This window comes from Desemzia sp. AGC72 (assembly GCF_057334175.1).
On record NZ_JBHFIG010000009.1, the window covers coordinates 1 to 13,776 of the forward strand.

Sequence of the window (13,776 nt, forward strand, 5' to 3'; positions counted from 1 at the left end):
CTTTATCGTTCCCTACTTAAAAGGTAAGGGTGCTCCTACTTTTACTAATTTAGTTAATTATACCATATAATTTATTTGAAAATCTACTGTTTGTTTTTTATAAATGAAGTTAATGCGAAAGATATTAATTTCATTGATTCTTTTTTATATGTCTTATTAGGGTGTGCCCAAATCAGACAATTGTAAAATGTTAATTCTAATGTGTTATTTATGTGGTTTATAAGTGTATAATAAATATTGTGAGATTTTTGAATTAGTGTAGAAGTTTATTATAAAAAGTATTATAGGAGTGTGAAAGACTATTATGCATTTTAATCAGATTATGGACAAAGTGTTTATTATAGCAAAAGTAAAAGATAATCAGTTAATGCCTATAGGGACATGTTTCGCCCTAGGTAAGCCGGGTTATTTTGCCACTGTAGCCCATAATTTCAATGGTTCAGATAACGATATAGTTATTTGTCTAAATGATCAATTTCAGAACGGGTATCAAAATACTGTAAATCCAAAATTTCGTTTCAGTGGGGTTTCTATAGTAGCCGCTAATCCATTACTTGATTTAATTGTTTTTAAATCAGAGGAATTCAAGATAAATGGTTTTCAAATAGGGAGTACTGATGAAATTTCTCCTGGTAAAATGGTAGCGATTTTCGGATATCCTCATTCTGAACATGGCAGAGTTGTTTTAACTCAACAAGAGACAATTGTAGGCGCTAAAATACTATTAGAAAATGGATCTTTACCTTCTAAACATATTGTCATAAATATACAGGCTAGGCCCGGCCAATCTGGAGGGCCTATACTTGATATGTCTACTGGTAAGGTCATAGCCTTATTAGTAGGAGCGTATGTACCTACTAATGAAGCAGGAATCAGTTTAGGTGGTATCGATCCCCAAAGTTTAAACCAGACAACACACGCAGTCTCAGCACATTATCTTGAAGGGATGTATTGAAATGGATTCACTGCAGGAAATTATTCAAAATACTACAAAAGATGAGTGGCTCTCCTCACTACCCGATTATCAACAGCAATCTCTGATTCCTTTACTTTTAAAATTGCCTGAAGAAGATGTTGCACAAAACTGGATTGACTCTTCATTTAAGACTACTTCTCCTTTTAGTGCCGATAATTCTAAAAAGAGCTATTTTGATTATGTAAAAATTGAATTCACAAATTTTATCTGTGGCAATCCCAAATATGACGAGCAAAGAAATGAAATTAAAACTCAAATAAATGTTCATGACGGTATAAAAACATTTATTGTATCCTCAATCTCGACTGCAATCGGCTCACAAATTGGAGCCTCGGCAGTTGTAATTGCCCCTGTAATTGTTATTCTCCTTTCCCTAGCAGGGAAAATAGGAGTTAATGCATATTGTGAGATGTCCCATTACCAAAGCAAAAATTAACACAAGATTACTCCATGATGCTCAGTGGTAAAATAAGGTAAGAAAATATTCAGTTAAGTTTTTTTATTCTCAATGAATGACAAATATTGTTATCTCATTCGATATACGCTCAGTAAAAAATCTTATTTATGAATCACTAGTGGAATAGCTATTATAACGGAGCTTACTATAATCAAATATAAACAACCCTAAAGTGGATTTCTATTGTGAATCAGCTTTAGGGTTGTTTATTTCTACTACTAATGAAACCAAAACATAACCAAAACTTAAGAGTATTGACTGCGATTTTAAAACCCAGTAAAATCAATACATACGACGTTGTCATAACTTATGGTCAAAAAAGAGATAGGAAAGAGGGCGTAAAAACATGAAATATGGGTATGCACGGGTGAGTACTCGTCATCAGGATTTAGAAGGACAGATGCGTCAATTGGAAGAAGAGAATTGTGACCAGATTTATTTTGAAAAGATTACCGGCACGAAAAAAGATCGTCCTGAATTTCAGAAGTTACTACAAAAAATTCAATCTGGAGATACATTGGTTGTAACAAAACTAGATCGTTTCGCTCGTAGTACTCAAGACGCTTTAAGCACGATTAAACTACTCTTCGAAAAAGGAGTTAAGATTAATGTATTAAACTTGGGAGTAATTGAGAACACTTCCACTGGGCGGTTAATCTTCACTATTTTTAGTGCATTCGCGGATTTTGAGCGTGATTTGATTGTGGAAAGAACACAAGAAGGGAAAGAGATTGCTAGACAACGTCCAAATTTTAGGGAAGGACGACCTGAAAAGTATTCTCAACAGCAAATTGATCTGGCGATGAAACTTCTCGAGAGTAATTCTTATACAGAAGTAGAAAAAATGATGGGAATTAGTAAAAGTACTTTAACACGTCATAAAAAAAAGAGAGATTTGCGAATAAAATAAAGATAAATAGGATAGGCTAGAAGCAGTGCAAGGAAAGTTAGTAAAGGAATATCCATATTCAATATATAAGTTGGCAGAAGTATCATAGAGGGAAGCTTAACAAAAATTGCGCCCTACTACAAATACAGAGGTGGAATTGTATATTTAAAAAAAAGTGATTGTGTATTAAATTACTTTTTTTAAATTAAAGAGCGAATAAAAATAATCAAATGTATCAGTTGGAATGATACATTTGATTATTTTTAAAGAGCATATAGAATGCTACTATAGCAATGTAAGGAGATAAAGATATGAAGACAAACATCTTGATTAATATTTTTTTGAGCAGACCAGGTGAAATTGTATCAAAATCTTTATTGATAAAGGAGATGAATTTATCAGAAAGTTATATTAGGCGCCTAATTCGGGAAACGAATCAAGAAGGTGAAAAATACGGATTTAAAATTAAACTTATCAAGGGTAAAGGATATTTTTTAAATATTTCTAAGGTGAAGTTATTTGAAAATTTTATTGAGAGAATAGATGAATCTGACGTTGATTTATACAATATGGAAGATCGCATCCGGTTGATTCTATTTAATATTCTTCAAGCAAAAAAAGTTTTCACTTATGAAGAAATCGCTGAGAAATTAAGTTTGAGTCGAGCAACTATTATTCGAGATTTTAAAAAAGTAGAGGAGATATTAAATCAAGAAAATCTTGAGCTTCAGAGAAAGGCACATTATGGAATAAGAATTATCGGAAAAGAATCTGATTACCGTAAAGTATTTTCAAAATATGTTTTAGGTTCCGATTTTTTCTTCGAACCGGCACAAGAATATTATCGTTTCGTACGGCAGTTTGATAGTGAGGGCCTAAGAACAGTTCTGAAAGAGAGCTTGATAGAACAGAATTTGAAAATGTCAGATGTTGCATTTGAGAACGTAGTCAATCATATAATTATTTTATTATATCGAGTACAAAACCAAAATATTATTTCGGAAGATCACAATACTGTAAAACTAAAGCCAGTCTATTATGAGTTCGCACGTAAAATATCGAGATGGATAGAAAGACATTACGCGATACAGCTGCCCATATCTGAAATTAATTTATTAGCTGCTCATGTATCTGGTAAGTCAACTGTTAGTAATCTAAAGAAAAATGAAAGTCAAGAATTGATGGAGAGAATCCTGTTGATTTTATATAAAATCGATGAAGAATTTTTAACAGAATTAACTTCTGACAAAGAGTTACACGAATCTTTGCTATTGCACATGTACCCATTACTCAATAGAATGTATAACAATTTCTTATTGAATAATCCAATTATTGACGACATTTATAAAAAATATACAAATGTATTTTTACTTTCTATTCGGTTTAGTGAGTTGGTAGAAGAAGACCAAGGATTTACAATATCACGAGATGAAATAGGGTACTTATCGTTACATTTCGCTGCTCATTTTGAACGAATTAAACAGAGTAAGATGGCTAATTTTAAGAGAATAGTGGTAGTTTGTTCGACAGGTGGAGGCAGCTCACAATTGCTGAAGTTAAAATTGGAAAATATTTTTCCTAATGCAATTATTTTTACATCGTCTAGTTTTGAATTAGAACGATTTAAGAATGAATCACCGGATTTAATTTTGACAACAATTCCACTAGAAAATAAGATAGAGAATGTTCCAGTATTTCAAATCACACAGTGGCTTAGTGAAAAAGACATTGGTCAAATAAGAGAACGCATTGTTTTTTATAGCGGACAAAAAAAGACTGAGCTAAAAAACATCTTTTTTGAAGAATTATATTATAAAACGAATACTACTGATTACAAAAAAATATTACAAGAACTCTCAAAAGATGTGATAAAAAAAGGATATGCTCCAAAGAATTTTGAAGACGAAGTCTTAAAGAGGGAAAGTAAATTTTCGACAATTTATGAAAGAGGTATTGCAGGACCACATGCTTTAACTTTGAATGCAATAAAAAATTCTATAAGTGTAGCAATATTAGAAAAACCTTCTGAATATAAAGGAAGAGAAGTGAAAATTGTATTTCTAATTAATTTACAACCAGGATATTTATTCCTACACAAAGAAATAAGTAAGTTATTGCTATTTTTAATGGAAAATGAACAAGCACTAAAGGTATTAATAAATGCAAATAGTTTTCAACATTTTAAGTTAGAACTTGATCGAATTCTGAATAATTAAGAGGATAGGTAGTTTATAAAATTTATTGTTCTGAAACATTCAAAATAGAACTAAATAATTATCATAAAAAACTGAAATCAGGAATTTAAAGTTGAAAAAAGTTTTCTAATTATATCTTACAAGGAGGAAAAGTATGTCAAGTGAAGAAAATATTATGAATATCATTGTGAATGGCGGAGATGCAAGAAGTTCATCTTTAAAGGCAATAAAGCTGGCTAGGAATGGGCAATGGGAAGAAGCAGAAGTTTTAATGAAAAGAGCAGCGAAAAATATTGCTAAAGCACACCTCACCCAAACACAACTGATTCAAAGCGAAATCCGCGGTGAAAAAACCGAAATTACTTTATTGATCATTCATGCTCAAGATCACCTAATGAACGCAATTACAGTCAAAGAGTTAGCGAGTGAAATAATAGAAGAAAGTAAAAAAAGAGCTGAACTAGAAGAAAAAATGAAGGAGTTATAAAAGATGGTAAAAAAGATTCTATTAGTATGTGCAGGAGGATTCTCAACAAGTATGCTTGTTGAAAAAATGAAAGAAGCAGCAAAACAAAAGGATATACTTATATCCATTGATGCATGTGGTGAAGGTTCATTAGAAAGCTATTTACCTGCTGATGTTATTATGCTAGGGCCTCAAATGGGATATGCTGAAGAAGATGTACAAGATAAAGTCGGTAAGACTGTTCCAGTAACTGTTATTGATATGATGGATTATGGCATGATGGACGGGGAAAAGGTTTTATTAACTGCAATAGAACTGATGAGTACATAAAGTAAAAAGGAGGAAAAAACATGGAAAATGCACAAAATTTCCGTAATCAATTACAAAAAGTATCAGGAGTAATTCAAAAAAATAAATATATGTCGAGCATATCTAATGGACTAGCAGCTATCATGCCAGTTCTGATAGGTGGAGCTATTTTTTCGTTAGTAGATTCACTGAATTGGCAAGTCTACCAAGATTTTTTAGTAAACACAGGACTGAAAACGTTAACATCTATACCTGCTCAAGTCACAACGAATGTTATATCTATTTATGTTGTGTTTTCAATTGCATATGGTCTTGCTGAATCGTTCAAGAAAAGTGGTTTTGCTGCTGGAATTATTGCTGTTATGTCATTTCTCATTGTAACACCTATGGGATTGATGGAAGACCAAACAATGGGAATCAGCTTACAATGGTTAGGAGCACCAGGGCTTTTTGTTTCTATGATCGTTGCAGTTATTGCTGCTAGAGTGTATGCATTGGTTTTAGATAAAGAGATTTATATCAAAATGCCTAAAGGTGTACCGCCGACCATAGAAAAATCTTTTGCGGCAATTATACCTTCTTTGATAATAATCTTAATTATGTTGACTATTCGCGGAATTTTTTCAAGTACTTCATTTATGTCTATTCATCAATTTGTTTTTACAATTGTTCAAACTCCATTAACAGCTTTAGGTGGTAGTTGGTTGGCTTTTCTAATTTGCGTTATTGCAACAAGTGTCTTCTTTTTCTTAGGAGTACATGGGCCTCTAGTGGTTTACTCAGTTATGGGAGCAATTTGGACTCCTTTGCAAATAGAAAATATGACCGCTTTTCAAAGTGGAATGGAGTTGCCAAATCTAATTGTTCCGTCAGCCTCGCTTATGATTTATGCGGCTGCAGGGGGGACCGGAGCCACAATAGGATTGGCAATTGCAATGTTACGATCAAAATCAGCAAGATACAAAACTTTAGGGAAATTAACGTTTATTCCTAGTTTATTTGGGATAAATGAACCACTTATTTTTGGTTTACCAATGGTATTAAATACAACACTATTGTTACCATTTATTGGAGCGCCTTTAATAGGAAGTGCACTCTCGATTGTTGCTACTTATATGGGATTTCTTCCACCATTGAGAGGAATTGCTCCTATGGGGACCCCCTTGTTCGTCAATGGATTTATTGAAGGTGGGTGGAGAGTTGCCCTATTCCAACTATTTTTAGTAATTTTAAGCTATGTGATCTATCTTCCATTCTTCAAAAAGGCAGATAATCAAGAGTATATACAAGAAAATGCTGCAGTAATAGAGGATAAAGCGGTTGTTTGATAGATTAACAATCAAAAATAAGAATAAGAAAGCAAAATTTAAACCGAAAAGGAGAATATTTTAAATGAAAAAAGAATTTTTATGGGGTGGAGCTACTGCAGCTAATCAAGTAGAAGGAGCTTGGAATAAAGATGGGAAAGGACCTAGCACAGCAGATCTGATGACAGGAGGTACACATGACCAAAGCAGACGCATTACTCCTATTTTAGAAGAAGGAGCGTATTACCCTAGCCATGAAGCTATTGATTTTTATGGCCGCTATAAAGAAGATATTAAATTATTTGCAGAAATGGGGTTTAAAACATTTCGAATGTCAATTAATTGGAGTCGGATTTTCCCAAACGGAGATGAAACGAAACCGAATGAAGCTGGCTTAAAATTCTATGATAATGTTTTCGATGAATTGAAAAAATATAATATTGAGCCCTTTGTAACAATTTCTCATTATGAAACACCTTTTGGTTTAACTAAAAAATATAATGGATGGGTTAGTCGAGAAGTCATTGACTGCTATATTCGATACTGTGAAACGATTTTTACTCGTTACAAAGACAAGGTAAAATATTGGTTAACCTTTAACGAGATCAATGTCTTAACGATTCCAGGAACGCTTTTTTCCGGAGCTGGGGCTCTAGCTGGAAACATGGAATCGATAGATTTTTCTTCAGAAAAGGCAGATAATGCTCAAATGCGTTTTCAAGCGTTGCACCACCAATTCATTGCAAGCGCAAAAGCGGTGAAATTAGGACATTCCATTAATCCTAATTTTAAAATAGGCTGTATGATTGCATATTTATGTAACTATCCTCACACTAGTAGTCCAGATGATATTTTATTAACACAACAAACTACACAAATGAATAATATGTTTAGTTCTGATGTCCAAGTAAGAGGCTATTATCCTGGATATAGCAAACGTTATTTAAAAGATCATGGGATTGAAATAGACATGCTTCCAGAAGATGAAGAAATTTTAAAAGAAGGAACTGTAGATTTTTACTCCTTTAGTTATTACATGTCTTTACTGGTAAGTAGCCAGCCACAAGGAGATACGGTGCGAGGCAATCTTATGGGAGGGATAAAAAATCCTTATCTGGAAACAACAGAATGGGGGTGGCAAGTAGATCCTAAAGGGTTACGTTATACTTTGAATGAAGTTTATGATAGATATCAAATTCCAGTAATGATTGTCGAAAATGGTTTAGGTGCTGTGGATAAAATTGAAAAAGATGGTTCTATCCAAGATGATTATCGAATCGATTATCTCAGAGACCATATTATTCAAATGAAAGAAGCTATAAAAGATGGAGTTGATCTTATGGGTTATACTTCATGGGGATGTATTGACCTCGTCAGTGTATCTTCTGGAGAGATGAAAAAACGTTATGGATTTATTTATGTTGATAAAGACAATGATGGGAATGGAACATTGGAACGCAGAAAGAAGAAAAGTTTTGAATGGTATAAGCAAGTGATTGCAACAAATGGTGAAAAACTTGATGAAGTAAAGGTGTGATAAAAAAGAGAAGTTTCTCAATTAGGAGAGACTTCTCTTTTTTTATCTAACTAATTGTACAATTGGCATAATATAAACATCGTACAAATATTGGTAATAATTGTATCGCTTTATATCCATATTGTTGTACTCGCATTTATGGACTTTAAGACATTAAAACTAAAGAGGAATCATTAGAAGAGTTTCTGAGCGAAGCTAATTTTTACTGATTTATATGGTAGATATTTTATTAATCTATATGATTTTCTCAAAAGGTTCTATTTCATACTTTGAATTCTGTACTTGTGCAATGTAATGTCTGCTAAGATAATTGTGAAATAATAACATTTTTACTTCCTTATTTAATAAATAAATTTGAAAGATTTCTCTAGTCTCTAGGATCAGTAATACAAGTGTTTTTTTAAGGATATTTATCAAATAAATTGTTACTAAGTGTATAAGTATTTGTTATCTATAATTTCATACATTATTGTTAAAATGTATGAAATTATATTTTTTACTTACGTTTGCTCTTTTATTAACAATTAAGTGAAATGAAGAAAATATTTTATTTAGACTATATTCATTATACATAAAACAAAAGGGTGATTACTGATGAGGTTAGAAGGAAAAAGAATAATTGTGACTGGTGGTTGTAGTGGAATGGGAGCAGCTGCTGTATCAGCGTTTATTGAAGAGGGAGCCAAAGTAGCTGTTATTGACTTAAATGTACCAACTAAAAATGACTTAAAAAATGTTAAGTTTATCATTGGGGATGTAACTGATAGGGATAATATTAATAACGCAATAAAAGAATCAGTAAAATATTTAGGTGGTTTGGATAGTTTGTTTTGTATAGCAGGAATCAATTATTTTACTGCAGCAGAGGAAATGTCAGAACAAGAAATTGATAAGATTTTACAGGTCAATGTTAAGGGCGTGATGTTTGCTAACATTGCAGCATTTGAATTTTTAAAAGAAAATGGAGGTTCAATTATTAACTTTGGATCACAAGCAGCATTTCATCCAGGTCCTGATAGTGCCCATTATTCAGCATCTAAAGCTGCGGTAGCTTCTTTTACATCTAAAATTGCTTATGAGTGGGGGAAATATAAAATCAGAGCAAATACAGTTTTACCTGCAGCATGGACCCCTTTATTTGAAAAAACAGTTTTGCAGGGGAAAACTTTGACATCTGAGCTTAAAGAACAAATTCAACAGAATATGAAAAATGAATTTCCTTTAGGATATTTAGGGGATCCGAAGGAAGATATTGCCCCTGTCTTATGTTTTTTAGCTTCTGATGAGTCAAAGTATATGACTGGGCAACAACTTGCTGTAAATGGAGGATCAGCAATGGTCCGTTAGGTACCTCGCAAAAGATTAATATGTAATAATAGATAAATCTTATCAAATAAATACTTTAATATTGAAGTATTTATTTGATAAGATTTGTATTTAGAAATATATTTTATGGATATGAATTATAGCAGAATATATCAGATAGTCTTTTAATTCTAAAGTAGAAATAAACTCGGCATAGTAGGTGTTGCTAAAATAGAACGAGTTTATATGTAATAGCACTTTAAATAGTGAAATCGTACATAAAATAATTTCTTAAATCACTTGAAAATAAAGAGAATATTACATTTTTGATTATTTTATAGGTATATATATTATAGTAGGCAGCATTTATAAATAATCAAACAATAGTCACTTTACGATTAATATTAAGAAATGATATTACTTAATTAGCTAAAAACTAGAGCTTAAGCGAATCCATAAAATGAAAACATAAAGAGTTAGAGGAAGGCAAAGAGATAATTGTTTTCTTCAATAAATTTAAATACTTACAAATAAAATAAACAAATCAAGTGTTACTTGAGACCTAATTAGTTGATATTCATGTAATAACAGTATATTTGCTATGATGAAATTATTATAAAAGAAAGTAGGGCGTAATAATGAAAGCATTAATTGTCAAAAAACCGGGTACTATTGACGGATTTGAAGTATCTGAAATTTCTTTACCTGATATATGTTCAGATGAAGTTCGCGTCAATGTAAAGGCTGTAGGATTAAATCCATCAGACTTCCAGACGATAGAATTTCTAAAGGAACTAGATCCTGACCATATAACGGTTTTAGGATTGGATATTGCTGGAATCGTAGATGAAATTGGAAGCGATGTTACGGGTTTTGAAAAAGGAGATCGAGTTTTTTATCTTAGGGACGTAAATAACAAGAATGGCGGTTTTGCGGAGTATGCTGTAACCAAATCAAATCATTTAGTAAAAATACCTGATAATATCAGTTTTGAAGTAGCTGCTGCCTCACCTGGTGCTGGTTTTACAGCTTATAAAGTAATAGAACATAAATTAAGACCTATTTCAGGAAAGACTATTTTAATTCATGGGGGTGCAGGTGGAGTTGGAAGTTATGCAATCCAATTGGCTAAACGTCGGGGATTAAAAGTAATAACAACATGTTTGGGACGAGATAAAGAATATGTTTTGAATCTCGGCGCGGATTTAGCAATAGATTTTCAAAATGAAGATGTATACGGTATTATAGAAAACTATACGAATGGTCATGGTGTAAATTATATATTAAGTACCATTGGATCGAAAGGTGCAACAAAGGATTTAAATATTTTAGCATTTGATGGAGAAATAGCAGTCACCGCAGGGTTTCCAGATTTTTCTAAAATAAACTTTTACGAAAAGGAACTATCAGTTCACGAAATTGCACTTGGTGTAGCACTCAGTCATGAGAATGTAGAAATTCAAAAATCAATACAATCTCTAGGAAATCACTTTGTTGAACTACTAAGCAATAATGAGATAGTCCCACCATTTATTGATTTGATTGAATTAAAAGATGTCCCTCAAAAGTTAAAAGAAATAAAAAAAGGACAAATTACAGGGAAAGTTGTGGCAAAACTTTAAGGATATTATAGAAAAATTAATTTCTGATGGAATGTATAGTATATAAAACAAACTTTCTAGATTTTTTAAACCTAATAAAAAAACTAAAGAGCATAACATTTTGCTCTTTAGTTTTTTTTATAGGATATTCGAAACTCTAAAGGAGTTTTATTGAAATACTCTTTAAATTTTTTTGTGAACCAGGATTTATTAGTATAGCCGTTGTCTGATATGATTTGATAAATGGGTAAATCACTTTCAATAAGTTGTGCGCATATCTTTTGGAAACGGATAGATTGTAATATAGTAGTAAATGTATTTCCAGTATATCTTTTTATCAAGGAAGAAAGGTAAAACTCATTATAATTAAAATGAGTTGCTAAATCTTTTAAAGTAACTGTTTGTGACTTACTATATATATATCGAATAATAGTTTCCGCTTGAGTTTCATGAAAATTATCCTTTGATTGTATTTGATTTAGTTCATCAAATTTTGAATAGTTTCTTGAAATGTCTATCATTAAAGAAGAAAGCAATAGGTTAACCATTTTTTCTTTATAAAGATTTTCAGAAAAAAATTCATTAATAAGACTCTCAATCAAATTAGTAAATAGAGCCTCTTCGTTATTTCGTAAAATTATATAATTTTGATGAGTATAATCATTTAACTGAGATTCTATTAAGAATTTATAAAAATAACTATTACTGTTTAAAAAAGCAAATTGAAAGAAAATATCTTGAAAGTAATCTGGATGTATCAATAGGTAATAAATTTCTTGGTTATTTGGGATTTTTGAATATTCTATTGAATGAACTGCTTTTCTATTTAGTATACATATATCATTTGCATTAAGAGTGATTAATGTATTATCTACTTTGAATTTGTGAACTCCATTCCTAATATAAATTAATTCAAAAAAATTATGAGTATGACTAGGGATAGCGTTATTAAGATAATGTGTAAAAACTACAAGGGGTGACTTGTAGTTAATGAAGTCTTCTATCTTTGCTTCATATCTATCAGGCAAATTAATTGGTTTGCCACAATTACTATATTTTTTATTCATATAAAATTAAAAATCCTCCTTACTATACTGTATAAATCATGAAAATCCACAAATTGGTAAACGTTTAATTTTGATATTTTATAAGATACAAAGGTATTAGAGCTATTTTAACATAAAACTAATATTCAAATAAATATTGTTTATTTCACGGAATTATAAATTGCAAGAAACTTGAAATAGTTTCCGAGGCAATTTATTTAGTTACGATATTAGAGAAGGAGCATTGTAAAATTGGAATTAAAAACATTAAACACAGGAATTAAGATACCTATAATTGGTAGTGGAACGAACACCTTTGGAAAAAAAAATCAAGAATACTTTGGAGCTTTGACGAATGATTTATCACCTATGAAAAATGCGATTAAAAATGGTTATCGCCACTTTGATTCTGCTTTAATTTATGGTAATGAAACGATTGTTGGAAGCGGGATTAAAGATAGTAGTTCAGCCCGAGAAAATTTTTTCATCACTTCAAAACTACCAGGTGAGACTCCTTATGTCAGTTCAGAAGAAAGCGTAAAACAGAGTATACGATCTAGTTTAGTTAATTTACAAGTAGATTATATTGATTTGTATTATCTGCATTACCCGTGGGGAGAAATGAAAGATGTTTATTCTGTTTGGGAAATTCTTGAAGATCATGTAAATAACGGTATCTTTAAATCAATTGGTGTTTCAAATTTTGATCAAACACAACTATCCTATCTTTCAAAACATGCTGACATATCTCCAGCTGTTATTCAACTACCGTCGTCTATTGGGAATTGGAATGAAAAATTGATTGACTTTTCACTAACTAACAATATCCTTCCTGTTATATGGTCACCACTAGCTAGTGTTTCAAATGATCATAAAAAAGTATTGGAGATGATAGGCAATAATTATGGAAAAACTTGGGCACAAGTATTATTAAATTATCATATTTCTAGAGGTGTTGGGGTTATACCTAAATCACACAGTACAGAGAGGCAAAAGCAAAACTTACAGATTTTTGATTTCACATTGAGCAATCAGGAAAAACAAAAAATCGAACAATTGTAAAAAAGAAAGACTGTTTTAAACTGATACTAAAAAGTTAAACAATTACGGAGTGGAGAAACCTCGAGCCTTTTGATTTAAATACAAATTGGACTAGTCCAGTCTTTTTTAAAAATTGATTGATTTATTAATAGATGCAAATATATTACAAGGACACGAAATTTCCCAAAAATTTGCACAATAATACAACCTATACTTAACAAATAAAATGCTAGCAATGGTTTGTGAAGTTGATGAGTGTGCTGTTCTGATAGTAATAAATCTAAGGTTATAATGAGAATAAAAAAGTTTTTATCTCCAACAGATAGTAAAACTGACTACGAAATTAATAAGTTTTCTTTATGCAGGATATTTAAAGGAAGGAATCAATTATTGGTTCCTTCTTTTCTCGAATATAGAGATGAATTTCATCAGAAATACATAATAGATTATGGCCATAATTTAAGAGAATAGAAAACTTCAGTAGCTTATCTTGCCTAATAGAACAGTGCATAACAATTAGCATGGATGATGAGGAAGAGATTTGAATCTGGTTAAATTAAAGAGCAAGATGTTTTAGAAATATGTATGTAAATATCAATCAATTTACTTTTGATCAAGCAAAAAATATTTCAGATGACTTATTGTTT

General features: G+C 31.3%; 12 protein-coding genes. 11 read left to right on the top strand and 1 reads right to left on the bottom strand.

Annotated elements, in window-relative coordinates:
* Window positions 1–304: 304 nt before the first annotated feature.
* The 10 genes from ACE025_RS05295 (at window position 305) to ACE025_RS05340 (ending at window position 11,063) form a co-directional block, all read left to right on the top strand.
* A complete protein-coding gene (locus ACE025_RS05295; RefSeq protein WP_485938182.1) occupies window positions 305–955 on the top strand; it encodes a S1 family peptidase in 651 nt (216 codons plus the stop codon).
* A 1-nt stretch (window position 956) separates the two neighbouring features.
* Window positions 957–1,412 carry a hypothetical protein gene (locus ACE025_RS05300; RefSeq protein WP_485938184.1) on the top strand — a complete coding sequence of 152 codons (456 nt, stop codon included), beginning with the start codon at window positions 957–959 and terminating at the stop codon, window positions 1,410–1,412.
* Between the two features lie 367 nt (window positions 1,413–1,779).
* Window positions 1,780–2,343 (top strand): recombinase family protein, encoded by a 564-nt coding sequence (locus tag ACE025_RS05305; RefSeq protein WP_485938186.1) that lies wholly within the window; start codon window positions 1,780–1,782, stop codon window positions 2,341–2,343.
* A 290-nt stretch (window positions 2,344–2,633) separates the two neighbouring features.
* Complete coding sequence (locus tag ACE025_RS05310; protein WP_485938188.1) at window positions 2,634–4,538, top strand: BglG family transcription antiterminator; 1,905 nt, start codon at window positions 2,634–2,636, stop codon at window positions 4,536–4,538.
* Window positions 4,539–4,671: 133 nt separating this feature from the next.
* Complete coding sequence (locus tag ACE025_RS05315) at window positions 4,672–5,004, top strand: PTS lactose/cellobiose transporter subunit IIA (protein WP_485938190.1); 333 nt, start codon at window positions 4,672–4,674, stop codon at window positions 5,002–5,004.
* A gap of 3 nt (window positions 5,005–5,007) precedes the next feature.
* On the top strand, window positions 5,008–5,313 hold the full coding sequence (locus tag ACE025_RS05320; RefSeq protein ID WP_485938192.1) for a PTS sugar transporter subunit IIB: 306 nt from the start codon (window positions 5,008–5,010) through the stop codon (window positions 5,311–5,313).
* Between the two features lie 20 nt (window positions 5,314–5,333).
* The gene (locus ACE025_RS05325; RefSeq protein ID WP_485938194.1) at window positions 5,334–6,620 is read left to right on the top strand and encodes a PTS sugar transporter subunit IIC; all 1,287 of its coding nucleotides are present in this window, start codon (window positions 5,334–5,336) and stop codon (window positions 6,618–6,620) included.
* A 64-nt stretch (window positions 6,621–6,684) separates the two neighbouring features.
* Window positions 6,685–8,136 carry a glycoside hydrolase family 1 protein gene (locus ACE025_RS05330; protein ID WP_485938196.1) on the top strand — a complete coding sequence of 484 codons (1,452 nt, stop codon included), beginning with the start codon at window positions 6,685–6,687 and terminating at the stop codon, window positions 8,134–8,136.
* A gap of 594 nt (window positions 8,137–8,730) precedes the next feature.
* Window positions 8,731–9,483 (top strand): SDR family NAD(P)-dependent oxidoreductase, encoded by a 753-nt coding sequence (locus ACE025_RS05335; protein ID WP_485938198.1) that lies wholly within the window; start codon window positions 8,731–8,733, stop codon window positions 9,481–9,483.
* 596 nt (window positions 9,484–10,079) lie between these two features.
* A complete protein-coding gene (locus ACE025_RS05340; RefSeq protein WP_485938200.1) occupies window positions 10,080–11,063 on the top strand; it encodes a zinc-binding dehydrogenase in 984 nt (327 codons plus the stop codon).
* 107 nt (window positions 11,064–11,170) lie between these two features.
* Here the strand turns inward: ACE025_RS05340 and ACE025_RS05345 are convergent, their stop codons facing one another.
* A complete protein-coding gene (locus ACE025_RS05345; RefSeq protein ID WP_485938202.1) occupies window positions 11,171–12,109 on the bottom strand; it encodes an AraC family transcriptional regulator in 939 nt (312 codons plus the stop codon).
* 231 nt (window positions 12,110–12,340) lie between these two features.
* Between ACE025_RS05345 and ACE025_RS05350 the strand changes: the two genes are divergently transcribed.
* Complete coding sequence (locus tag ACE025_RS05350) at window positions 12,341–13,150, top strand: aldo/keto reductase family protein (protein ID WP_485938204.1); 810 nt, start codon at window positions 12,341–12,343, stop codon at window positions 13,148–13,150.
* The last annotated feature ends 626 nt before the right edge of the window (window positions 13,151–13,776 follow it).